Source organism: Rhodococcus sp. Chr-9, from assembly GCF_000801125.1.
GTDB classification, from domain to species: Bacteria; Actinomycetota; Actinomycetes; order Mycobacteriales; family Mycobacteriaceae; genus Rhodococcus; species Rhodococcus pyridinivorans.
The window spans coordinates 1-21,535 of sequence record NZ_JTIZ01000038.1; the positions used below are offsets into that span (position 1 = coordinate 1).

A 21,535-nucleotide genomic window follows, 5' to 3' on the forward strand; every position below is an offset into this window, starting at 1 on the left:
GATTGACACGGGTTTCCGCTCAATCGGCATGAATGCCCGAGGTTAGTCACAGACAGAATGGCGTTACCCTCGTCGATGAATGTGCCCGGCGAGGGGTGACCAGTCGACAACCATCCAGTTGCGATCCCATACCTGCGCCCGACTCTGACCGGTCGCGTCGACACTAGAAGAGTAGAAGATGCCTTCGGCTTGAATCAGGTCTTGCGCGGCTTGGAGGTCCATTCACCGGACGTGGGCATAACGGCGGCCGGCTCGTAGTTTGCCGCGGTCACGGACGATATCGCGCCTGTTCCGCTTTGACGCGTCGGCGGTATTCGCGCAGAGGCTTGCCGACTGCGAGGTAGACGAGCCCCAAGGCCACCAGTAAGGAGAAGAGGGCATGCCCGAACTCGCCGTGAAGTACCTCGACGGTCGCCAGCCACAGTACGACACCGGCGAACATGCCGGCCACCACGCGCAAGTAGGGGGCGACGGACTTCATGGCACTCGTTCGGGTAGTCCTGCTGGCGGGCGGAACGTCGGGCTTCCGTGTGTGGAGTCGAGATCAGGAACTCGATCGTTATGCGTCAGCAGTCGGCGCCGCTCACCTGCGCGAACTGCAGGTTCGTCACAGCCGCGCTGGAGGGAGCGCTAGATCATGTCGCCTTTCGTCCGGCCGGTCGTGTCATCACACGTCAAGGGTGAACAATGCACATACTTCTTTGATTTCTTCGGCTGTTTCAGACCACGTTCGATGCGACATCTTCCACGTCGCGAACGCGAATTTCGCCGGACATCAGTCGAGGGAGAAGGGTGTCGCGTGTTGCGGCCAAGATCGCGGACTCTGATTCTGCTGATCGCTGCAGTTCGAGCAATACTCGGGCACGCTCAGAAAAAACTTTGATATCCTCAGCGTTTGGCACCACAACCTTACGCTTTAGCGCTTGGGTTCGGTTCAAGCCCGGAACAGCAGAATCCGAATTGTACTCAGTCCAATCCAACCCCCTGAGCAAGTAATAGCAAAACTCGAGGGGGACCCTCCCAGCAGGGATAACGTGAAATGTCGTGTCGATCGGAAATGCTGGGCCGTGAGACCAGTAGGTAGCACCGACCGTCCCTTTTCGACCCACTATCACGGCCGGCCCACTCACTAGGTGCTCGTTGTGGGTACCGGCCGGTCCGCCGCTTCCGTACACTAGCGCCTCACCCGGGATGCGCTTGGTAGCCGGGAGCGCCTTGCCGTACTCAAGAGCAAGCAGTTCTCCTAATGTCCCGACCACTGTGTGCCCCGACATAGCATTTTGGAAATGCGCATTGGCTAGTGCGTCGGCTCCCGAGGTCAGCCTGCGGTTCGCGGCGATCTTGTCGTCGAGGGCGCCGAGGACCTCGGCGATGGCATCTTGCTCGTATCGAGTCGGGATACAAACGTGAAGCGCTTTTGCTTCAGGATAATACATTGTTTGGTGGGTTGTTCCATACGAGAACCGTCGGATGCTGTCCTGTTCAAGCATGAGTAGGTACATTAGGTACCTAGAAGACAGTTCCGGTCCACATACCCAGTTTACGAAGTCTTGGCTTGTTGCCATTTCTACGCCCATTCGCACGACGAATCCGACCGAAGCCGTGCGCGACAAGCAGACCGTCCCAGCCGGAAGGAGACGAGCCGAAGAATTTTCTATCCCTTCCTGAGTAATCGACTGGAGAGTATTAGAGATCGTGAGCCCATGATTACCGGTCGCATCACGAATTCCAATCCACGGCACGTCCCCACCCCAGTATTCAGGTTTACTTCTACTGGGGGTATGTCCGCTTTCAAGACGTGCCAGATCCGACAACTTCACCCATCGAAATCCTGGCGCAGGTTCGATAGAAGGCATGCCGACGCTCAATACGTACCGGCCAGGTATGACTCCGCTCGTTTCCGGACGGCCACCGGTTCCGGTAGTTGCCCTAGTCATTCAACCCTCCCCAACTGCTCACGCACGACAGCCTGCAACCGCGCCGACTCGTCGAACTGCTCGTACAGTTCGTTTGTCAGCCGCGCGATCTTCTCTTCGATCGGCTCGCCGTCGTCCTCCAACGGCGCCGCACCCACATACCTGCCAGGCGTGAGCGCATAGTCGGCTTCCTTGATCTCTGCCAACGACGCCGAGTAGCAGAATCCCGCCTCGTCAGCGTATTCACCCTTCGCCGATTCCGTTCCGCGCCAAGCATGGAACGTGTCCGCGATCTTCGCGATGTCGTCATCCGACAGCGCACGCTCTGCGCGATCCACCATGTAGCCCAGATTGCGGGCGTCGATGAACAACACCTCGCCGCGACGGTCGATCGAGCCCTTCACGCCGGCAGACTTGTCCTTCGCGAAGAACCACACGCACACCGGAATACCTGTGCTGCGGAACAGCTGCGTCGGAAGCGCGACCATGCACGACACCAGGTCGGCTTCGACGAGCCGCGCACGGATCTCGCCCTCACCACCGGAGTTCGACGACATCGAACCGTTCGCCATCACCACACCGGCCGAACCCCGCTCCGCGAGCTTCGAGATGATGTGCTGAATCCACGCGTAGTTCGCATTGCCGGCCGGCGGAACGCCGAACTTCCACCGCTTGTCGCCCTCGCGACGCGACCAATCCTTGATGTTGAACGGAGGATTCGCCATCACATAGTCGGCCAACAGGTCTGGATGCAGATCCTGCGCGAACGTGTCGCCCCAACGCTCGGCGAGATTCGCGGTAATGCCATGAATCGCCAGATTCATCTTCGCCATGCGCCAGGTGCGCTCGTTGAGTTCCTGGCCGTAGACCGAAATATCCGTCGGGTTGCCGCCGTGGTGCTCGATGAACTTCTCGGCCTGCACGAACATGCCACCCGACCCGCACGCCGGGTCGTACACACGGCCGCTGTACGGCTCGAGCACCTCGACCAGAACGCGCACAACACCTGCGGGCGTGTAGAATTCGCCGCCGCGCTTGCCTTCTGCCCGAGCGAACTTTTCGAGGAAGTACTCGTACACCTCCCCCAGCAGGTCGCGCGCTTTGCGAGCTCCCTCACCGGTGAAGCGGGTGTCGTTGAGCAGATCGAGCAGCTCGCCGAGACGCCGCTGGTCGACGCTGTCGCTGTTGAAGATCGCCGGGAGTGTGCCCTTGAGACCCTCGTTCTCCGCCATCAACGCGATCATGGCGCGGTTGATCAGCTCGCCGGCGGTCAATCCCTCGGTTTCGGTTGTTTCCTGCACGCCCTTCGCGTTCTGCGCCAGGTACTCCCACCGCGCCTCGCCAGGAACCCAGAACACCGTCGAGCCCGTGTATTCGTCGCGGTCGTCGATCAGCGACGCCACATCCTCGTCGTCGAGCCCGTCCGCGCGCAGCTCGGCTTCGAGTTGCTGACGACGCTCGTCGAACGCGTCCGACACGTACTTGAGGAACACCAACCCGAGGATGACGTCCTTGTACTGGGACGCATCCATGGAGCCGCGCAGTTTGTCGGCGGCCTTCCACAGGGTGTCCTTCAGTTCTTTCATGGTCGTCGGTGCTGTGACCGCCGCCCGCTTCCTCGGTGGCATCTTCAACCTTCCTCCGGGTTGGACCCGTTGTGTGCCGTGACTGACAGGACTCCGCGAGTCACGCCGTCGATCATTGTGTCGGTCAAGTCGTTCAAGCTGTCGATCAGGCCCCTCGCCTCGCGTCGTCGCGCATCGAGGTCTTCGAGGAGTGCGACCACATCGTCGACCTGTTCGTCGGTGAGCATCGGGATCGTCCAGTCCCGCCAGCGTCTCCCGCTGCGCACCGCGCCCGTGGGCTTCGCGGTCGCTACCCGCTGCCGCAAGTGCCGTGCGATCACTTCCGGCACCAAGCCGTCGGTTTCGCCGGGTCGGATGCGGAAGATGCGGGCCGGCGCCAGGACGAGCGAGGCCCCCACGGTGTCCACCATGACGCCGAAACCGGGCGCGGTGCAGAAGACGATGTCGCCGGGTTCGGTGTAACGGCTGTTCGGATACTTCGCGGCGTGCACCAGACGATCGATTCCACGCTCTCCCAGGCGCTTCTCCCCCAGCAGTTCCGGTGCTCCGATGACACGCACGTCGCCGACGGAGTGGATGTCTGCGGGCTCGATGCGGTTGCCGGAGATCAGCGCCAGTTTCTGCCGCGCGACGAGTTCGCCGGCCGTCGGCATCGAAAGCGCTTCCGTACCGTCGTAGGCCACCGTCACCTGCAGGCCGTCTACGACTCGCCGGGAATGTTCGTTCACCGCGTCGACGAGGGTCATCACGCGACTGGCGACGTCTGCGCCACCGGCGGCGGGACGGTCGTCGCGCGAAACGACGAGACCGTGCCGGTCGGCCGCGAGCAGACCGGATGTTCGACGCACCTCTCCGAAGTTGAAGGCGTGCGCGCGGACAGAATTCCAATCGCCCATCGCTGCAACGACATCGGAGACGATGCCCTCGACGGTCCTGTGATCGAGACTGCGGTGACTCACATCGGCGAGCACCGTCCAGCGATCCCCCGGCGCGGTCCGCTCGTCGGGAGGCCCCAGCACCCACATCGCCATGGGCATGCCCGGCCTCGTCACGAGCAGCCCCTCAGGCAACCGGATCGCTGCACGCAGCCGGTCCGAACGCACGATTCCGGACCGGATCGACAGTGCCTCGCGGTCACGGATCGCATCGACCAGCACACTCGCCGGGGCGATCACCACCGCTGTGTGTTCGGGTCCCATCTGCACGGTGATGTTGTCGATCTCCGTCAGCACGTCGACATGTGAATACCCGAGTGTGGACGGCGACGGATATTGGGTGAGAAACAACGCCGGTCGATCCAGCGAGAAGTCGGCGCCGAAGCCCCCCTCGGGGCTGGGGTGGCGACGCCAACGATGGATCGCGAGTCGTCGCCGCGCCAGTCGCGCCGACACGGTGTCGGCCCGGCCGGTGATCGCGATCGGCTCCGAATCCTCGGACAACTCCCGGCGCACCGCCACCAGCAGGTCGCTGCCGTCGACGGAAGGGTCGACGAACGCCACACGGTCGCTGTACACCAGGGCCGTCGCGACCCGCGTGCACAGCGTCAGCGCACTCTCGGCGAGAGCGGAGTCGGCCCAGTCGGCGATCGGCACACGGAAGCGCTGCGCGATGAGCGCCTCGAACGCGTGCTCCGGGGTGTACGCGGCATCGGCCATGCGATCGGCATGACGCGCATATGTCGAGAGATGCTTCCCGAGGTCCGACAGCTCTCGATACAGATAGACGTCGTCGGGGTCCAGGTCGTCGGCCTCGTCGAGAATCTCCTCGTCGTCCAGGTCCACCAGCGACATGCCGATCTGCGCCTTCAGGCACAGCAACGCGGTGAGACCGGCGAAGGCGATGTCGGGATCGGCCCCGGTGGGATGTTCGAGCGCGGCGTGGACGGCGACGTCTTCGGCCAGGGTGTCGTTGTTGCCGAGCCCCCGGTCGCGGAGCCAGGCCACCACCTCGTCGGCGGCGAACCTCTCTTGGCGTGCTTCGACGCGAGCCGGCTGTGGGAAGGGGCGGTCGCTGTTGTGGTAGCGCTTGGCCCACATCGTCACGACCGGCCGTTTCACCCCAGCTAGTGCTGCGATGTCGCTTTTCGACAGGAGCAGGGTGGGCTCGTCACTCATGGGCGTGTGTCTCCTTCCCTTCCTGCTCCGGTGCCGTTCGAGTTCGTGTCGAAATCTACGACAGGCGGCGGACACCACCTCGTGCGGATTCGATAACCCCCATTATCAACCAGATCATCGACTGCATGGGCAGCCGATTTCATGATCGACATCGACCCCGAAACGAGGAGGACCCGATGCTCGCCGCCATTCACATCAGACAGACCCATAGCGATGCCGGCCCGCAGGTCTGCGCCGCAATCGCGACCGACGACGACGTCCTCCTGCTCACCCGCGACGGAGACTCCGAGACCGACCGCCTGCTCCTCGGCCTCGACGCGTTCGACGCGCTGTACGCCAAGGCGCAGACCTCACCCGCCCGGGTCCACATCTCCGACGGCGTGTTGCGTCGCACCTTGAAGGACGTCGCCGAGTCGTTCCCGGCCGCACAGTTCGTCGATACGGCCTTCGGCCCGTTCGGCGTGCTTCTCACTCGCGCATCCGACACCATCGGGGCACACGTCGCGGCCCTGCTCGCAGCGGACGAAGCACGCCGCGAGGCGGAACTCGAGGCCCGTCCGCCGCTGGTGGTCGCGACCGACGCATCGAAGGCTCGCAATCGTCGCGGCACCGGACTCGGCTGCGTATCGAACGCCGGTGTACATCACATGCGGATGGCCTGCGACGCCCGCTCGATCCTCGAAGGCGAACTCCTCGCGATCGACATGGCCGTCGCTCGCTTCATGCACCCCAAGCTGCACATCCTCACCGACAGCCGGCTTGCCCTCGCCTGCATCGAGGGCACCTACGAAGGCCGTCCCGAGATCGCGGACGTCGTGGAGCGCATCCGGAAACGGATCAAGGGTCGCACCGTCGAGTTCTCGTGGGTGCGCGGGCACAGCGGACACCCGCTCAACGAGGTCGCCGATCGGCTGGCGGTCGCGGCGAGGCGCTGCCACGACGCGAACGTTTCGCCGGAGGTGGCGTCGACGATCGCGAACAACATCGTCGCTTCGTTGAAGAACCCGCTTCCCGAAACCGCTTGACCCGAACAAGTTCCACGAATCTAAAACAGGAGAACCGATGAGTACTCGAGATTTCGACCAGCGTTACAACGCACATCTGATCGCGTCGCTCGCCGCAAGCGTCGGCATCATGCTCGGCAGCATCGGCCCCTGGGCAAGCTTCATGGCCTTCACCAAGAACGGCCTCGAAGGAGACGGGATGATCACTTTGATCCTGGGCGTACTGTCTGCCGTCGCGATGTTCACACTGTTCTCCCGGGGGTCGGCCGGCGGGACCGTTATTCGGTGGGCCGCACCCGCCGCGAGTGTGATCTCCCTGGGTATCGCGATCTACGACATCATGGACGTCTCGTCGCACACTGCCGAGTTCTTCGGAGAGACTATCGGCGTCCAGATCGGCTGGGGATTGTGGTTGGTGGTGATCTCGTCGGCAATCCTGTTCCTGACGTCGACGACCGTCGCGAAGAAACCCCGCAATCGCGATGGCATCCCTCCCGGGAGCGAGGTTCGCAACTGAAAGGTGAGGCTCACAACCCAGATGGTCGACCAGCAGGGTTGTGAGCCTCATCTTCAGGTTGTCTACCTCTCGAGAAGCTTGCTCGGGCACAGCAACATAGGCAGTGGGACGAGTGAGATGTACCCTGGCAATCTGCACACAACGGCGCAATCCTCCGCCCTCGACCGAGGGCAGCAGAGCGCGAAGTGGTCATAGGTGCGCGCTATTACGCGCTCTGCTGACCGTTTCGCGCTCCGCTGTCGGCGTCGGTGAGTGCGGGATCCCGCGAGGTGTCCTTCAATGCGACCCCCGACGCCCCCAACTGTCGCGCGCCGTTCACGAGGGCCGCGACGACGCGCGCCGCGTGCTCGTAGGTCATCCCGCCGGGCGGGTGGATATTCGACACGCAGTTGCGTTCGGCGTCACTGCGTCCCGGCGTCGGGTGGTGTGTCAGGTACACGCCGACACTGTCGGCCACCGACAGGCCGGGCCGTTCGCCGATGATCACGAGCATCGTCGTGACGCCGAGCCGCTCACCGATACGGTCGCCCAGCGCGACGCGGGCCTGCGTCGCGATCACCGGTGACGCCACGGTCAACCCGGGCAGGGCAGCGACGATCGCCGCGAGCAGATCGGGTCCGTGGGCGTCGAGAGCGGTGGACGACAACCCGTCGCACAGCGCGATACCGAGATCGGCCTCCATGCGCGGCAGCGTGGTCCCCTCGGCGAGCTGCCGGCCGAGGTCGGGGCGACGCAGATACGTACTGCGATCTCCTGCTGCGCTTTCCACGATCAACTGCTCACCGAGCCCGAGATCACGAACCCGCTGAGCCAAGGAATGCACATCGAGCGGGACGTGCACGGCGTCGCGCGCCTCGGCATGGGCCGCCACGAATTCCAGATGACGGCGCGTCGGGATGCTGTTCCCGGTGCGTCCCAGGCCGATCCGTGCCTGGGTGTTCCGGCGCAATTCGTCCCACAGGTCGCTCACAAGGCACCTCCGAGTGCGCGCAGAGGGGAGGCGCCGACGTCCACCGGCAGGATGCGACCGATATCGTCCGCCATCCCCTGCCTGCGTAGCCAGTCCTCGAACTCCGGTGCCGGCCGCAGGTCGGCGGCCTCCCGCACGTACAGCGCGTCGTGGAACGACAGCGATTGATAGCCGAGCATCACGTCGTCGGCTCCGGGCACTGTGATGACGAATGCTGTTCCGGCAACGGCCAGCAGAGTGAGCAGGGTGTCCATGTCGTCCTGATCGGCTTCGGCGTGGTTGGTGTAGCAAACGTCCACGCCCATCGGCAGGCCGAGAAGTTTCCCGCAGAACTGGTCTTCGAGGCCCGCACGGATGATCTGCTTGCCGTCGTAGAGGTATTCGGGGCCGATGAACCCGACAACCGTGTTGACGAGCAGCGGATCGAATTCGCGGGCAACGGCATACGCGCGTGCTTCGAGGGTCTGCTGATCCACCGGCCTGCCACCGGTTCCGAAATGGGTTCCCGACGACAACGCCGAACCCTGCCCGGTCTCGAAGTACATGACGTTGTTGCCGACGGTCCCCCGTCGCAGCGACCTGCCGGCCTCGTTGCCCTCCCGCAGCACTGCGAGGTCCACCCCGAAGCTGCGGTTGGCGCCCTCGGTGCCGGCAACGGACTGGAACACCAGGTCGACGGGTGCGTCCTTCTCGATCAGATCGATCGTGGTGGTGACGTGGGTGAGCACGCACGACTGGGTGGGGATCTCGAATCGCTGCCGGATCTCGTCGAGCAGGTGCAGCAGGTCGGACACGGCGTGCGGCGAGTCGCTCGCCGGATTGATGCCGACGACCGCGTCGCCGCATCCCATCAGCAGGCCGTCGAGGACGGACGCGGCGACCCCACGCGGGTCGTCGACGGGATGGTTCGGTTGCAGGCGCGTCGCGAGCCGCCCGGGCAATCCGATGGTCGTGCGGAACGCGCTGGTCACCGTCGCAGCGCGGGAGACCGCGATGAGGTCTTGATTGCGCATGATCTTGCTGGTCGCCGCGACCGTCTCCGGGGTGAGTCCCGGCGCGAGTGCCGCGAGCACGTCGGCGGAGTCCGGTCGGGCCGCGACCTCCAGGAGGTGGTCGCGCAGTTCCCCGACGGTCATGTGCGAGACCGGCGCGAAGGCCGTCGCGTCGTGGGTGTCGACGATCAGCCTGGTGACCTCGTCGGTCTCGTACGGGACGACTGCCTCGGTGAGGAAGGTGGTCAGCGGGAGGTCGGCGAGGGCCAGCTGTGCCGCGGCGCGTTCGGCGTCCGAGGTGGCGGCGCATCCGGCGAGTTCATCGCCCGAGCGGCGCGGGGATGCTTTCCCGAGCAGGTCGACGAGGCCGTCGAAGACGTAACCGGCTCCGCCGAGCTGTTGTCGGTAGATCGTCATCGAGGCCTCCCGCGCAGGACCGGTTCGACGGATGTGAGCACGCAGTGGAGTGCAGCATTCCACTTTTTCGCTGTCGTGTCCGGCGAGTGTCGCGAACGAAACGTCGCTGGTCGTCGGTTCCTAGCCTCGCTGGTACCAGACGTTCGTCACCCGCTGCGCCATGTGCCGCATCCCCGCAGCGGTGGGGTGCAGTGCCTTCGCCAGCGACAGCGACTGCCGTCCCTCGTAGAAGCGCTGCTCGGAGGGCGCACACGCGTCGTGTCCTTCGGATCCGGCCATGACGTCGACGAACTCGGCACCGGCCTCGCCGGCGGAGCGGGCGAGTACTCGGTTCATCCGCACGAAGAAGTTCGTCACGAAGGAGGCGTCGGCATCGCTGGTGGGGATGTTGGGCCAGCAACCCCGGTTGCCGAAAACACCGCCGTGCCCGACCAGCAAAACCCGTGCGCGTGGTGCGCGTTGCTGGACGGCGGTGAGTGTCGCGGTGAGCTTCGGTCCGAGTGCACTCAGGGCGGCATCCATGCGCGACGTGGTGCCCGAATCGGTGCGGCAGTGCGCATCGCCGCCCGGAAGCTCGGTGTAACAGGCCGAGACGAGCCCCGCCCAGCCGACATCGTTGCCGCCGATGCTCAGCGTGACGAGATTCGTGTCCGGAGGGAGCGAATCGATCTGCGGCGGGACCGATCCGGTCGACGTCTGCTGCGGGACGGACGTGATGTGCTCGGTGCGTGCACCCGAACACGCGACGTTGACGAAGCTGACGGTCTGAAGCGAACCCGCGACGAGGTTCGGATATCCCGCATCCGCGCGGGCACATCCGCTGAGCATCGCCGCTGCGTCGAGGTAGGGTCCGGCGGCACGCGAGTCACCGAGCGCGACGTATCGGATGCCCTGCTCGCTACCCGGGTCACTCATCGCGGACACCGGCCACACCATCGATGCAGCTGCCATGCCGGCGACGATCCCGGCTCGCACAATCGTCTTCATCCAGACCCTCCGGCAGCGTGGTTCTCCCGGGCATGAGATCGGCACGAATTACAAACGCGTTACGAGCACCGGGTGAAGATAACGGATGAAGCCCGGATGCCCGTCCTCCCACCAGCGCATTTTGTTTACTCCCCCCTTCGAACGGCTACCGTCGACCTGTGACCGTCCACAAAGTTCTCGACGGCCGCTACGAGCTGAGCGGTCTGCTCGGCGTGGGCGGCAGCGGCGAGATCCACGACGGTTGGGACACCCGCCTCCACCGGCCCGTCGCCGTCAAACTGCTCGGACGGGAGGTGGGCAGCAGACCGGACGTACGACGTCGTTTCGAAGTCGAGGCGCGGGCCGCCGCGGCCCTGAACCACCCTCGCATCGTCGCCGTGTACGACACGGGTGAACACGACGGACGTCCCTACATCGTTATGGAACGGCTTCCCGGGCGGACCCTCGCCGACGACATCGCCCGCGGACCCCTACCCGACGATCGGGTGCGCACGGTGCTCACCGGAATTCTCGAGGCACTCGTCGCGGCGCACGGTGCGGGGATACTCCACCGGGACATCAAACCGGCGAACGTGCTTGTCGCGGAGAACGGCGAGATCAAGGTCGCCGACTTCGGTATCGCGAAGAGCGTCGGCGACGACCTCACCCGCACCGGTGAACTCGTGGGGACCGTCGCCTATCTGAGCCCGGACCGCATCACCGGACACCCCGCGTCCGTGACGGACGATCTGTACGCGGTCGGGATCGTCGGCTACGAGTCCCTGTGCGGGCGGAGGCCGTTCGCCGAGGACAACATCCTCGCGCTGGCACGGGCCATCACGCACGACCGGCCGCAGCCACTCGCCGATCTCCGCCCGGACGCCCATCCGGGGTTCGTCGCAGTGATCGAACGGGCCATGGCACGAGAGCCTTCCGGCCGGTTCCGCAGTGCGCACGAGATGCTCGCGGCATTGCAGAATTCCGACGGAAACCGCGCTGCGACAGCCTTCCTTCCGGCGAGTGAGATCGGCGGACCGACGACCACTGCAGGCACGGACCGTTCCCGTGGAGTTCTCGTCGCAGCGGGTCTGACGCTGGTCGGGGCGCTCGCCGTGGGCGGTCTCGCACTCGGATTCGGGCGGGGCGATTCCCCGCCGGCGGCCACACCGGAGACGCGGACGCCGGGCATGTCCGCATCGACGCCCGAGCGGGTACCGGCAACCACCGAGCTTCCTGCGACCCCCGAATCCACGGTCGCCCCGGCGCGCACAGCGGACGAGACCGCCGTGGTTCCGCCCGTCGTGCCCGCTCCGGAGACCGCTCCCGTCGCACCGCCTGCGGATGCCGGGCCCACGAGGTCCGAACCCGAGTCCCGCGGAAACAGCGGACCCGGCAACAACAACGGTAACGGAAACTCGCAGGGAAACAACGGGAACCGCAACGGCAACAACGGCAATGGGAACGGGAACACCGGCAACGGGAACAGTGGCCGCGGTAACGGGTGAGATCGCTCAGCTCGAGGCGCGCACCACGAGTTCGACGGGAAGTCGCGTCGATTCCGTTTCTCCATTTCGCACGAGTTCGAGGAGCCGCTCGATGGCCGTCACCCCGATATCGTGCGCGGGCGATCGCACGGTGGTGAGCGGAACCGGCAGCTGCGCCACGACGGGGATGTCGTTGTAGCCGACCACGGCGAGATCGTCCGGGATGGACAGACCGAGGTCGCGGGCGACACCGAGGATGCCGATGGCGATGGTGTCGCTGACCGCGAAGATCGCGCGGGGACGGTCGGGGCGGTCCAGCAGCGCACGCGCGGCCTCCACACCCCCGGCGACGTCGAAGCTCGACCGCATGATCCGCTCGGGCGGCAGTGGCGCCGACGCTTCCTTCAGAGTGTCGACGAAGCCGTCGCGGCGGTCGCGGGCGGTGCTGGCGTGGTCGGGGCCGGCGATGATCGCCAGGTCGTCGTAGCCGCGGTCGAGAAGGTGCCGGGCGGCCAGTGCTCCACCCCGGTAGTCGTCGCCCACCACGAACGGCAACCCCGCATCGGCGTGCCGGGTGACCGCGAGGATGGGCAGCGATCCGAGTACCAGCGACTCGACGAACGGACCACCCGGGAGGTGCATGCTGCTCAGCAGCAGACCGTCGACCTGCCGGCCCACGAGCAGCGCGATGGCGCGACGTTGTGCCTCGAGGTCGTCGGGTGGGCTCGACAGCAGTACCGAGTAGCCCGCTTTCGTGGCGGCTTCCTCGATGCCCTGGTAGGTCGTGGCGACCACGCCGTCGGTGAGTCGGGGCATGACGACACCGAGGGTCGTGGTCTTGCGGGTCCGCAAGCTCGCCGCCCACAGGTTGGGGCGATATCCCAGTTCGGCCGCGACCTCCCGCACCCGTAGTGCCGAGTCCGACCAGCCGTCGACCGGTTCGGGCTGGCGCAGCACACGGGATGCCGTCGAGACGTGGACACCGGCGCGCTCGGCGATCTCCTTGAGCGTCGGGGCGCGGTCGGGACGGGGCATTCGGCTCTCCTGCTCGTACGGCATCGAGTTCGTGTTCCGGGGTTGACGTGCCCGGAACGTGTCTTTAGCGTAGGCCATGCAATCGATCGCGCAAACGTTCTCACAATCGTTCTGACAAACGTTTCCTCGACCACCGGAGAAAGCCATGTCCAACGCTCAGTCGCTCACCCAGCTGTTCGCCCTCGACTCCCTGCTCGAGCAGGAGGAGATCGACATCCGCGACACCGTCCGCAAGTTCGGCAACGAGCGCATCCGCCCGCACGTGGCCCAGTGGTTCGAGGAAGCCAAGCTCCCGGCACGCGAGCTCGCCAAGGAACTCGGACAGCTCGGTGTGCTCGGCATGCACCTCGACGGCTACGGCTGCGCCGGCATGAGCGCCACCGCCTACGGCCTGGCCTGCCTCGAACTCGAGGCCGTCGACTCCGGCATCCGCAGCCTCGTGTCCGTGCAGGGCTCGCTGGCGATGTTCTCCATCCACCACTGGGGCAGCGAGGAGCAGAAGCAGGAATGGCTCCCCCGCATGGCCGCCGGTGAGGCCATCGGTTGCTTCGGCCTGACCGAGCCCGACTTCGGTTCCAACCCCGCCGGGATGCGCACCAACGCAAAGCGCGACGGCGACGACTGGATCCTCAACGGCACCAAGATGTGGATCACCAACGGCTCGATCGCCGACGTCGCCGTCGTCTGGGCGCAGACCGACCTCGAAGAAGGCGCCAAGGGCATCCGCGGCTTCGTCGTCCCCACCGACACCCCCGGTTTCTCCGCACCGGAGATCCACTCCAAGATGTCGCTGCGCGCCTCGGTCACATCGGAGCTCATCCTCGACGGCGTGCGTCTGCCCTCCTCGGCGATGATGCCGAAGGCCGAGGGTCTGCGCGGACCGCTGACCTCCCTCGGCGAGGCCCGCTTCGGCATCGTCTTCGGTGCCATCGGTGCCGCCCGCGACTGCCTCGAGACCGCCGTCGAGTACTCGCAGTCCCGCGAAGTGTTCGACAAGCCGCTCGCCGGCTACCAGCTCACCCAGGCCAAGATCGCCGACATGGCGCTCGAGGTCGGCAAGGGCCACCTGCTCGCCTACCACCTCGGTCGCATCAAGGACCGCGGCGAGATCGCCCCGGAGCAGGTCAGCCTCGGCAAGCTCAACAACGTGCGTGAGGCCATCGCCATCGCCCGCGAGTGCCGGACCATCCTCGGCGCCAACGGAATCACGCTCGAGTACCCCGTCATTCGTCACGCCAACAACCTCGAATCGGTGCTGACCTACGAGGGCACCTCCGAGGTCCATCAGCTGACCATCGGCAAGGCTCTGACCGGTGAGGCAGCCTTCCGGTGAGCGGAGCGTTGGAAGGGCTGGTGATCGCCGACTTCGGTCGCGTGCTCGCCGGCCCCTACGCCACCATGCTGCTCGCCGACCTCGGGGCAGAGGTCGTCAAGATCGAACGACCCGGCTTCGGGGACGACACCCGGCACTGGGGACCACCCTGGGCCGGCGACGAGTCGACCTATTTCCTCGGCGTCAACCGCAACAAGAAATCGGTGGCCATCGACCTGACCACCGACGAAGGACTCGAGCAGGCACGCGATCTCGTCGCCCGCGCCGATGTCGTCGTCGAGAACTTCCTGCCCGGCACGATGACTCGGCTCGGGCTCGGATACGAGCAGGTCCGGGAACTCGACCCCGGCATCGTCTACACCTCGATCACCGGCTTCGGCGGGCACAACGACCTGCCCGGTTACGACCTGCTCATCCAAGCCGTCGGCGGTCTGATGAGCATCACCGGGCCCGACCATGCGACACCCACCAAGGTCGGTGTCGCCGTGGTCGACATCATCACCGGAATGCACGCTGCGCTCGGCATTCTCGCCGCGCTACGGCACCGCGACCGCACCGGCGAGGGCCAGCGTGTCGAGGTGAACCTGCTGTCGTCCCTGTTGTCGGCGCTGGCGAACCAATCGTCCGGCTACGTCGCGGCAGGAGTGGTGCCGAAGGCGATGGGCAATCGCCATCCGAGCATCGCGCCCTACGAGGTGTTCCACACGGCAGACCGGCCGTTCGTCCTCGCCGTGGGCAACGACCGTCAATTCGCTTCCCTGGTCGCGGTTCTCGGCGCACCCGAACTCGCCACCGACGAGCGGTTCACCACGAACACCGCCCGCGTCGCGAACCGGGAGGAGCTGACGAAGATCCTCGACGAATTGCTGTCGACGGACACCGCCGACGCGTGGTTCGACGCTCTGACCGCAGCCCGGGTGCCATGCGGACCGCTCAACGACATCGCCGACGCGGTCGCGCTCGCCGAACGACTCGGTCTGTCGCCGGTGGTGTCGATCGACGATCCCGACCGGGACGCTCCGCTTCGTCAGATCGCCAACCCGATCCGGCTCAGCGCCACCCCTGCGACCTACCGCACCGCACCCCCGCGGCTGGCGTAGTCGGACGCTCTCGTCACTCGGACTTCTGTTCCTTCAGAGTGTGGGCGACGAGAGCATTCGCGTGCCCGTGGCCCATCCCGTGTTCCTGCTTCAGCCAGTTCACGAGCTCCATGTGCTCGGCGAGATCCGAGGCGCGGATCATGTTCTTCCACTCCTCGATCGGGCGTCCGTACTTCTGCTCGATCGACGGAAAGTACGACTGGGGCCCCTTGACCTTCTCGCTCATGCCGGAGAGGTTAACCGAGGCGACCGACACGGTCGGGCCGTTCCGTTCGATCCGCAACAGAAAAGACCGCGGCGCCGCAGTCCCGGATGGAACGCGGCGGCACGGATGTATGGAAGGGGATCAGGCCTTCGGGCCACCGGCCACGTAGATGACCTGACCGGACACGAAGCCCGCGCCCTCGGACGCGAGGAACGATGCGGTGTGGGCGATGTCGTCGACCTCGCCGATACGGCCGACCGGGATGTCGGCCGCGATGTTCGACTTGAAGTCGTCGAACGACAGGCCGAGACGCTCGGCGGTCGCGGCGGTCATCTCGGTGGCGATGAAGCCCGGCGCGATGGCGTTGGCGGTGACACCGAACTTGCCCAGCTCGATCGCGAGGGTCTTCGTGAAGCCCTGCATGCCGGCCTTGGCAGCGGAGTAGTTGACCTGGCCGCGGTTGCCGAGGGCCGAGGTGCTCGAGAGGTTGACGATGCGACCGAACTTGGCGTCGACCATGTAGCTCTGGACGGCACGCGTCATGAGGAAGGCGCCACGCAGGTGCACGTTCATGACGGCGTCCCAGTCCTCGACCGTCATCTTGAACAGCAGGTTGTCGCGCGTGATGCCGGCGTTGTTGATCAGGACGGTGGGTTCGCCGAGTTCGGTGGCGACCTTCTCGACGGCAGCGGCGACGGACTTCTCGTCGGAGACGTCGGCGCCCACGGCGAGTGCCTTGCCACCGGCGGACTCGATAGCCGAAACGGTGTCCTTGCAGGCGGATTCGTCGAGGTCGAGGACGGCGACCCGGTAGCCGTCGCCGGCGAGCCGCTTCGCTACGGCTGCGCCGATGCCGCGTGCGGCTCCGGTGACGATGGCAGTGCGGGGCTGTGTGCTCATAGCGTTCCTCCGTTGGGGGATGGGTGGTGCCGTCAGGTGATGGTGAGTCCGCCGTCCACGGCGATGGTCTGACCGGTGACGTAGGCGGCGGCGTCGGATGCCAGCCAGACTGCGGTGGCCGCGATCTCCTCGGAATCGCCGGTCCGGCCGAGGATGATTCGCTGCTTCATCGAGTCGAGGTATCCGGGCTGGTATTCGTCCGTCATCTCCGTCCGGAAGAAGCCGGGTGCGATGGCGTTGACGCGGATTCCCTTGCGTGCTCCCCACTGCTGCGCGAGGTCGCGCGTGAGGCCGATGACGCCCGCCTTGCTGGCCGAGTACGCGGCCTGCGGCAGGCCTGCCGTGGTGAGACCGAGAACCGACGAGATGTTGACGATCGAGCTACCGGGCTGCATCACACGGCCGACGGCCTGTGCCGCCCAATAGGATCCGTTCAGGTTGATGTCGATGACCTGCCGGAACTGCTCGGGGGTCTCCTTGGTGGCGGGCACGGCGGTGCCGATACCGGCATTGTTGATGAGGATGTCCACCCGGCCGAGTTGCTCGACCGCATGATCGACCATGCGCTGCGCCTGTTCGGGATCGGCGATGTCGGTCTCGACCGTGACGGCCTGCCGTCCGGCCTCCCGGACCAGCGCGGCGGTCTCCTCGAGACGGTCGAGGCGGCGTGCGGCGAGCACGACGTCGGCCCCTGCCTCGGCCAGCCCTCGGGTGAATGCGACACCGAGGCCCGAAGAGGCACCGGTGACGATGGCAACGCGGCCGTCGAGACGGAAGCGGTCGAGCACGGACATACGTCATCTCCTCGCTGTGACGGGGCCTACAGGAACTGTATAGCCGACCGCCTTCTCATCCACCAAACAGCCTGTATCCAATTTGATTGGACAGCACTGCCTTTCAGAGCCAGTTCCTATTCTTCTCTTCGGCGGATCCTATGTTGCCGCGGGCGTTGCAGCGCGGAGAGGACCCCGCGTCGCACCCACCGTTACCAAGTCGATAAGCACTGGCTTATTTCTAAGCGCTCGCTTATCGTGCGATGCCGTAGCGGGCTTGTCAACACCAACCGGATAGAACGGAAGCGCTCTCGTGAGTGATGCATGGGACGACGTCGTCGGCGGATCCAAGGCCGCGGCTCGCATCCGCACGGCCGCGATAGACGAGTTCGCGGAGCACGGCTACGGCGGCACCACGACGCGCCGGATCGCGGCGCGACTCGGCATGAGTCCCGCCGCGATGTATCCGCACTACGCGTCCAAGGAGGAGCTACTCTTCGCCATCGCCTACGAGGGACACGCCCTCGCCCTGCAGGTCGTCGAGAACGCTGACCGCCCCGATGCCGAGCCGTCCGTTCGGCTCGCCTCCGTCATCGGCCGCTTCGCCGCCTGGCAGGCGGAGAACCACCGATGGAGCCGGGTCATCCAGTACGAGCTGGCCGCGCTCGACCGCGAGCACTACCGCACGATCGTCGGACTACGACGGCAGACCACGCAGGTCGTGCGGGGTGTCGTGGACGACGGCCACGTCTCGGGCGAGTTCACCCTCCCGGATGCCGAAGGTGTCACTCTCGCCCTGATGTCGCTCTGCGTCGACGTGTGCCGTTGGTATCCCTCGGGCCGCTACGACGACGCCGCGACGATCAGCGACCTGTATGCCGATCTTGCCCTGCGTCTGGTCGGTGCCGTGCGTTAGCATCGTCGCCACCATCGGATCGGGGGGATCTACGTGGGCAGGGGGATATCGCGCCGCCGTCGACTCCTCGAGACGCGAGAGCATCGAGGGGGAGCTGTCGTCCATGTCCACGAATGACAACGTCGTCGACCGACTACTGGTGTCGCTCGGGGTCGACGCCCCAGCCCCCGACTCTGTCGCCCGCCGGCAGTCCAATTACGACGCGCTGGCCGCGCGTATCGACGCGGGAGTCGATCCCGAATACATCGCAGCATTCGAGAACTTCCACGGCATGGAGCATGCCGACATCCACCGGCTCGCCCAGAGCATCAATCCCGTCGCGATGACCACCCTGGCCACCGAATGGGCCGAACTCGGAAAGGGTTTCAGCCTCACCGTCGCGTGGGGAACGCTGATGATCCGCAAGCTCATCGGCCAACACTGGGAGGGTCCGGCGGCCGACGCCGCGATGGGCGCGACGGTGCGATTCGGCGAATCCGCACAACAGTTGTCCGATGCCGCACGCGCGACGTCCGAGAAACTCCGTATTGCCGCCGACGTCGGCGAACGGGTGCGAGCGTCCGTGCCTCCACCCACGGTGATTACGTCGTCGGTGCTGTACGCGCTCGATCCCGTCGCAGGTGCTGCTGCCGCCCGCCAGGAGGAAGCCGTTCGCGCCCAGGCCGTGCGGGTGATGGAAGCCCTCTACAAGCCGTACTACCGCGATTCCGGCACGGCGGTTCCGGTCCTGCCCTCCCCGTATGCCGCCACGACGAGTCGCGCCACGGAAGCATTCGTTCCCCAGGGTTACAGCACACCAGGTGTCGGCGGCGCCCGGACCGCCGGCGACCCGACGGGAATCCCGGGCGGGGACGGAGAACGTCCGGGTGGGCAGCCCGCCACGGAAGCGGAGAACCGTACGGACGCACCGTCGTCCGGTGAAGGCACGGACGGCCGGGCGGAAGGTACCGATTCGGCAGGTGGCGTGGGTTCGAACGAGTCCGCAGCGACCACTCCTGCATCCACCTCCCCGGCCGCGGGCGGCAACTCCGCGAGCCCGACCGGTCAGTCGTACGGTTCGCCACCCTCCGGGTCGGGCGGAGGTGTCGGCGGTGGCCTACCGGGCGCCGGGGGGGTCGGCTCTGCGGGCGCATCGCCCGCGGCGGGNGCCGGTGGGCCCGGTGCCGCCGCAGCGCGGGGTGCCGGCGCCCGTCCGTTCGGCATGATGCCGGGAATGATCCCGCCGGCCTCGTCCCGCGGCGACGAGCAGGACAAACGCGCGGCCGGTTATCTCGTCACCGGTGAGAACGGGAACGAACTGATCGGGTCGCTGCCCGACACCGCCCCGCCGGTTCTGGGGGCCTGAACGCTATGGACCGGCATCTCACACCCGACCGATTCCTGGCGGCGTGGACCGCCGCGGGCGGCGACGAGTTCCCCTTCCCACTGCGTTATCGCACCTCAGCGATATGGGAGGACGAGCACGCCGCGAACCTCCAGGCCGCCCGCACGTGGCTGCACGAGACACCCGACCCTGCCCTCGACGACGCGATGCGGATCCTGCTGATCGGGGAGGTCGCGGTGGAGGTCTACGGCCGCTCCACCGACCCGGCCTACGAGGTCTTCGTCCGTGCCGCCGCGACCGGCGAGCAGGCCGTCCTCGCCCGTCAGGCGCCTGCCGCAGGCGACATCCGCATCACCACGACCACCGACCTCGCGGGTGCGATCCTCGGGCACCTTCCGGTCGTGGCAGCGGGCCGCGAACACGCACGCACCGCCTCGAGCCGCGACGTGCTCGAGCCCTCCGAGTTCGGCGCGGTCCGGCGCCCTGCGGGTGGTACGCACGCAGAGTCGTTGCGCCGGTTGCTGCGTCGCGAGCGCACGGCCACCGGCAGTATCCGCGTCCTGCGGTACTCGAATCCGGGGTACACGCCCGTCGCCGACATCGGCTGGTTCGACGTCGTGGGCGACGGCCGGTATCTCTTCGTCCCCGGTCCCGACCTCCGCGTCGCACCGGGCACCGTCGACGCTTTCGTCCGGGAACTGTCGGCGCAACTGTCCCGGATGCGCAGGCCCTCGCACGAGGGTCGGAGCGGCGTTCTGCGACGCCAGTGATCCCTTCCCGAAGCGGCCGTTCGTCTAGGCTGGCGACATGACGGACCGGGACCGCACACCCGACGGCAGGCCGCAGAACGCGCGTCCGCGCGACGCCCTGGGGCGTCCGTTGCCGCCGGGCGAAGAAGGCGTCGAACGTGTTCCCGAAGACCTCGATCTGGATGTCGAGGAGACCATCGCCGAAGGTCAGCGTCTCCTCGACCACGGTTTTCCGTTCCATGCCCACGAGGTCTTCGAGGCGATGTGGAAGAAGGCGCCACCCGAGGAACGTCCCCTGTGGCAGGGCCTCGCCCAGCTCGCCGTGGGGCTGACCCACCTGCTCCGGGGCAACCCCACCGGCGCGGAGTCACTGTTGAAGCAGGGACAGGCACGGGTGCGGCACTACGAGGACGAACCGCCGTACCGGCTCGACATCGACGGCCTGGCGAGTTGGGCCGATCATCTGCTCACCGAGATCGCTCGCGACGAACCGATCCCCGCTCCCCCGACCCCGCGCCTGAGGATGCCCTGATGCCGACACTGCCCATGTTCCCGCTCGGCACCGCACTGCTTCCCGGGTCCGACCTGCCGTTGCGCATCTTCGAGCCGAGATACCAGCAACTCGTCCAGGACTGCACGGCATCGCCGGACGGCCCCCGCTTCGGAGTCGTCCTCATCGCCCGGGGACACGAAGTGGGCGGAGGCGAGCAGCGACACGACGTCGGCACCGTCGCGCGGATCATGGTCGACGCCGAGGTCGGTGCAGGCCGCCGCGAACTCGAATGCATTGCGGAGGAACGCATTCGCGTCACCCGATGGTTGCCCGACGATCCCTACCCCATCGCCGAGGTGGAGCCCTGGCCCGACACCGATTCGGGGCCGGTGGATTTCGCCGCGATCACCGGACCGATGGGCCGGTTGTACGGGGCGCTCGACCGCCTCACGGGTGGCCGTGCTCCGTTGCCTCCCGCCACCACCGAACTACCGGAGGATCCCGGGGCGCGACTGTTCGCGCTCGCCCGGTACGTACCGATGGGCGAAGCGGACCGGTACGCGGTTCTCGCCGCACCGGGTCCGGCCGAACGTATGGCCGTGCTGCTCGAAGCGATCTCTACCGCAGTCGATCTCGCGGAATGGAAGCTGAAGGGCTGAGACGCGTGCGCCCACCCGGTGAGTGGGAACATCTCACCGCCGGTCTCGCGGTAGCGGGCTAGGGTCCGGGACACCGTTCGTC

Annotated in this window: 21 protein-coding genes; 10 read left to right on the forward strand and 11 right to left on the reverse strand. The window is 66.3% G+C overall.

The features are described from left to right. Nucleotides 1-268: 268 nt before the first annotated feature. The 4 genes from QR64_RS27520 to QR64_RS03780 all read right to left on the reverse strand — a co-directional run bounded on the left by QR64_RS27520 (nt 269) and on the right by QR64_RS03780 (nt 5,616). Nucleotides 269-481 (reverse strand): hypothetical protein, encoded by a 213-nt coding sequence (locus QR64_RS27520; protein WP_039584203.1) that lies wholly within the window; start codon nt 479-481, stop codon nt 269-271. A 238-nt stretch (nt 482-719) separates the two neighbouring features. Further along, nucleotides 720-1,937 (reverse strand): restriction endonuclease subunit S, encoded by a 1,218-nt coding sequence (locus QR64_RS25495; RefSeq protein WP_084222280.1) that lies wholly within the window; start codon nt 1,935-1,937, stop codon nt 720-722. Then, on the reverse strand, nt 1,934-3,544 hold the full coding sequence (locus tag QR64_RS03775; RefSeq protein ID WP_039584205.1) for a type I restriction-modification system subunit M: 1,611 nt from the start codon (nt 3,542-3,544) through the stop codon (nt 1,934-1,936). Before QR64_RS03775 ends, QR64_RS25495 begins: the two co-directional genes overlap by 4 nt. A 2-nt stretch (nt 3,545-3,546) precedes the next feature. Beyond that, a complete protein-coding gene (locus QR64_RS03780) occupies nt 3,547-5,616 on the reverse strand; it encodes a helix-turn-helix transcriptional regulator (RefSeq protein WP_039584207.1) in 2,070 nt (689 codons plus the stop codon). Nucleotides 5,617-5,792: 176 nt separating this feature from the next. Between QR64_RS03780 and QR64_RS25125 the strand changes: the two genes are divergently transcribed. Next, on the forward strand, nt 5,793-6,641 hold the full coding sequence (locus QR64_RS25125; RefSeq protein ID WP_052227192.1) for an RNase H family protein: 849 nt from the start codon (nt 5,793-5,795) through the stop codon (nt 6,639-6,641). 37 nt (nt 6,642-6,678) lie between these two features. After that, complete coding sequence (locus QR64_RS03790) at nt 6,679-7,137, forward strand: hypothetical protein (protein WP_039584209.1); 459 nt, start codon at nt 6,679-6,681, stop codon at nt 7,135-7,137. Nucleotides 7,138-7,342: 205 nt separating this feature from the next. Here QR64_RS03790 and eutC read toward each other — a convergent pair whose 3' ends face one another. The 3 genes from eutC to QR64_RS03805 form a co-directional block, all read right to left on the reverse strand. After that, nucleotides 7,343-8,107 carry an ethanolamine ammonia-lyase subunit EutC gene (gene eutC / locus QR64_RS03795; protein ID WP_039584211.1) on the reverse strand — a complete coding sequence of 255 codons (765 nt, stop codon included), beginning with the start codon at nt 8,105-8,107 and terminating at the stop codon, nt 7,343-7,345. Next, nucleotides 8,104-9,516, reverse strand: coding sequence for an ethanolamine ammonia-lyase subunit EutB (locus QR64_RS03800; protein WP_039584214.1), 1,413 nt, complete (start codon nt 9,514-9,516; stop codon nt 8,104-8,106). The genes eutC and QR64_RS03800 overlap by 4 nt, the downstream gene beginning before the upstream one ends. Before the next feature lie 120 nt (nt 9,517-9,636). Continuing rightward, nucleotides 9,637-10,503, reverse strand: coding sequence for an SGNH/GDSL hydrolase family protein (locus QR64_RS03805; RefSeq protein ID WP_039584216.1), 867 nt, complete (start codon nt 10,501-10,503; stop codon nt 9,637-9,639). A 158-nt stretch (nt 10,504-10,661) separates the two neighbouring features. Between QR64_RS03805 and QR64_RS03810 the strand changes: the two genes are divergently transcribed. Further along, the gene (locus QR64_RS03810) at nt 10,662-11,987 is read left to right on the forward strand and encodes a serine/threonine-protein kinase (RefSeq protein WP_039584217.1); all 1,326 of its coding nucleotides are present in this window, start codon (nt 10,662-10,664) and stop codon (nt 11,985-11,987) included. A 6-nt stretch (nt 11,988-11,993) separates the two neighbouring features. Here QR64_RS03810 and QR64_RS03815 read toward each other — a convergent pair whose 3' ends face one another. Beyond that, nucleotides 11,994-13,001 carry a LacI family DNA-binding transcriptional regulator gene (locus tag QR64_RS03815; protein ID WP_024102320.1) on the reverse strand — a complete coding sequence of 336 codons (1,008 nt, stop codon included), beginning with the start codon at nt 12,999-13,001 and terminating at the stop codon, nt 11,994-11,996. A gap of 145 nt (nt 13,002-13,146) precedes the next feature. Here QR64_RS03815 and QR64_RS03820 point away from each other — a divergent pair, with 145 nt between their 5' ends. Both QR64_RS03820 and QR64_RS03825 read left to right on the forward strand, forming a co-directional pair. Next, entirely contained in the window at nt 13,147-14,334 is a 1,188-nt protein-coding gene (locus tag QR64_RS03820; RefSeq protein WP_019288237.1) for an acyl-CoA dehydrogenase family protein, read from the forward strand. Then, nucleotides 14,331-15,434 carry a CaiB/BaiF CoA transferase family protein gene (locus tag QR64_RS03825; RefSeq protein WP_039584222.1) on the forward strand — a complete coding sequence of 368 codons (1,104 nt, stop codon included), beginning with the start codon at nt 14,331-14,333 and terminating at the stop codon, nt 15,432-15,434. Before QR64_RS03820 ends, QR64_RS03825 begins: the two co-directional genes overlap by 4 nt. A 13-nt stretch (nt 15,435-15,447) precedes the next feature. Here the strand turns inward: QR64_RS03825 and QR64_RS03830 are convergent, their stop codons facing one another. From QR64_RS03830 to QR64_RS03840, 3 genes are all read right to left on the reverse strand, one after another. Then, nucleotides 15,448-15,660: a DUF4287 domain-containing protein gene (locus QR64_RS03830; RefSeq protein ID WP_006554713.1), complete on the reverse strand. Its 213-nt coding sequence runs from the start codon at nt 15,658-15,660 to the stop codon at nt 15,448-15,450. A gap of 120 nt (nt 15,661-15,780) precedes the next feature. Continuing rightward, a complete protein-coding gene (fabG, locus tag QR64_RS03835) occupies nt 15,781-16,539 on the reverse strand; it encodes a 3-oxoacyl-ACP reductase FabG (RefSeq protein ID WP_006554714.1) in 759 nt (252 codons plus the stop codon). Between the two features lie 32 nt (nt 16,540-16,571). Next, nucleotides 16,572-17,333, reverse strand: coding sequence for an SDR family NAD(P)-dependent oxidoreductase (locus tag QR64_RS03840; RefSeq protein ID WP_024102324.1), 762 nt, complete (start codon nt 17,331-17,333; stop codon nt 16,572-16,574). Between the two features lie 292 nt (nt 17,334-17,625). Here QR64_RS03840 and QR64_RS03845 point away from each other — a divergent pair, with 292 nt between their 5' ends. From QR64_RS03845 to QR64_RS03865, 5 genes are all read left to right on the forward strand, one after another. After that, nucleotides 17,626-18,228: a TetR/AcrR family transcriptional regulator gene (locus tag QR64_RS03845; protein WP_039584224.1), complete on the forward strand. Its 603-nt coding sequence runs from the start codon at nt 17,626-17,628 to the stop codon at nt 18,226-18,228. A gap of 271 nt (nt 18,229-18,499) precedes the next feature. Beyond that, nucleotides 18,500-19,374 (forward strand): PPE domain-containing protein (locus QR64_RS03850; RefSeq protein ID WP_268814366.1); only part of this gene is annotated, 875 nt, incomplete at its 3' end. 204 nt (nt 19,375-19,578) lie between these two features. Further along, entirely contained in the window at nt 19,579-20,322 is a 744-nt protein-coding gene (locus tag QR64_RS03855; protein ID WP_039584226.1) for an ESX secretion-associated protein EspG, read from the forward strand. A 37-nt stretch (nt 20,323-20,359) separates the two neighbouring features. Continuing rightward, complete coding sequence (locus tag QR64_RS03860; RefSeq protein WP_006553195.1) at nt 20,360-20,833, forward strand: DUF309 domain-containing protein; 474 nt, start codon at nt 20,360-20,362, stop codon at nt 20,831-20,833. Further along, nucleotides 20,833-21,453 carry an LON peptidase substrate-binding domain-containing protein gene (locus QR64_RS03865; protein ID WP_039584228.1) on the forward strand — a complete coding sequence of 207 codons (621 nt, stop codon included), beginning with the start codon at nt 20,833-20,835 and terminating at the stop codon, nt 21,451-21,453. Before QR64_RS03860 ends, QR64_RS03865 begins: the two co-directional genes overlap by 1 nt. Nucleotides 21,454-21,535 lie beyond the last annotated feature (82 nt).

Bases quoted from the DNA above. Each gene is read 5' to 3' on its own strand.
- QR64_RS27520 (WP_039584203.1), bottom strand. From the start codon at position 481: ATGAAGTCCGTCGCCCCCTACTTGCGCGTGGTGGCCGGCATGTTCGCC.
- QR64_RS03830 (WP_006554713.1), bottom strand. From the start codon at position 15,660: ATGAGCGAGAAGGTCAAGGGGCCCCAGTCGTACTTTCCGTCGATCGAG.
- QR64_RS03780 (WP_039584207.1), bottom strand. From the start codon at position 5,616: ATGAGTGACGAGCCCACCCTGCTCCTGTCGAAAAGCGACATCGCAGCA.
- fabG (WP_006554714.1), bottom strand. From the start codon at position 16,539: ATGAGCACACAGCCCCGCACTGCCATCGTCACCGGAGCCGCACGCGGC.
- QR64_RS03840 (WP_024102324.1), bottom strand. From the start codon at position 17,333: ATGTCCGTGCTCGACCGCTTCCGTCTCGACGGCCGCGTTGCCATCGTC.
- QR64_RS25125 (WP_052227192.1), top strand. From the start codon at position 5,793: ATGCTCGCCGCCATTCACATCAGACAGACCCATAGCGATGCCGGCCCG.
- QR64_RS03855 (WP_039584226.1), top strand. From the start codon at position 19,579: ATGGACCGGCATCTCACACCCGACCGATTCCTGGCGGCGTGGACCGCC.
- QR64_RS03790 (WP_039584209.1), top strand. From the start codon at position 6,679: ATGAGTACTCGAGATTTCGACCAGCGTTACAACGCACATCTGATCGCG.
- QR64_RS03805 (WP_039584216.1), bottom strand. From the start codon at position 10,503: ATGAAGACGATTGTGCGAGCCGGGATCGTCGCCGGCATGGCAGCTGCA.
- QR64_RS25495 (WP_084222280.1), bottom strand. From the start codon at position 1,937: ATGACTAGGGCAACTACCGGAACCGGTGGCCGTCCGGAAACGAGCGGA.
- QR64_RS03820 (WP_019288237.1), top strand. From the start codon at position 13,147: ATGTCCAACGCTCAGTCGCTCACCCAGCTGTTCGCCCTCGACTCCCTG.
- QR64_RS03815 (WP_024102320.1), bottom strand. From the start codon at position 13,001: ATGCCCCGTCCCGACCGCGCCCCGACGCTCAAGGAGATCGCCGAGCGC.
- QR64_RS03860 (WP_006553195.1), top strand. From the start codon at position 20,360: ATGACGGACCGGGACCGCACACCCGACGGCAGGCCGCAGAACGCGCGT.
- QR64_RS03865 (WP_039584228.1), top strand. From the start codon at position 20,833: ATGCCGACACTGCCCATGTTCCCGCTCGGCACCGCACTGCTTCCCGGG.
- QR64_RS03775 (WP_039584205.1), bottom strand. From the start codon at position 3,544: ATGCCACCGAGGAAGCGGGCGGCGGTCACAGCACCGACGACCATGAAA.
- QR64_RS03800 (WP_039584214.1), bottom strand. From the start codon at position 9,516: ATGACGATCTACCGACAACAGCTCGGCGGAGCCGGTTACGTCTTCGAC.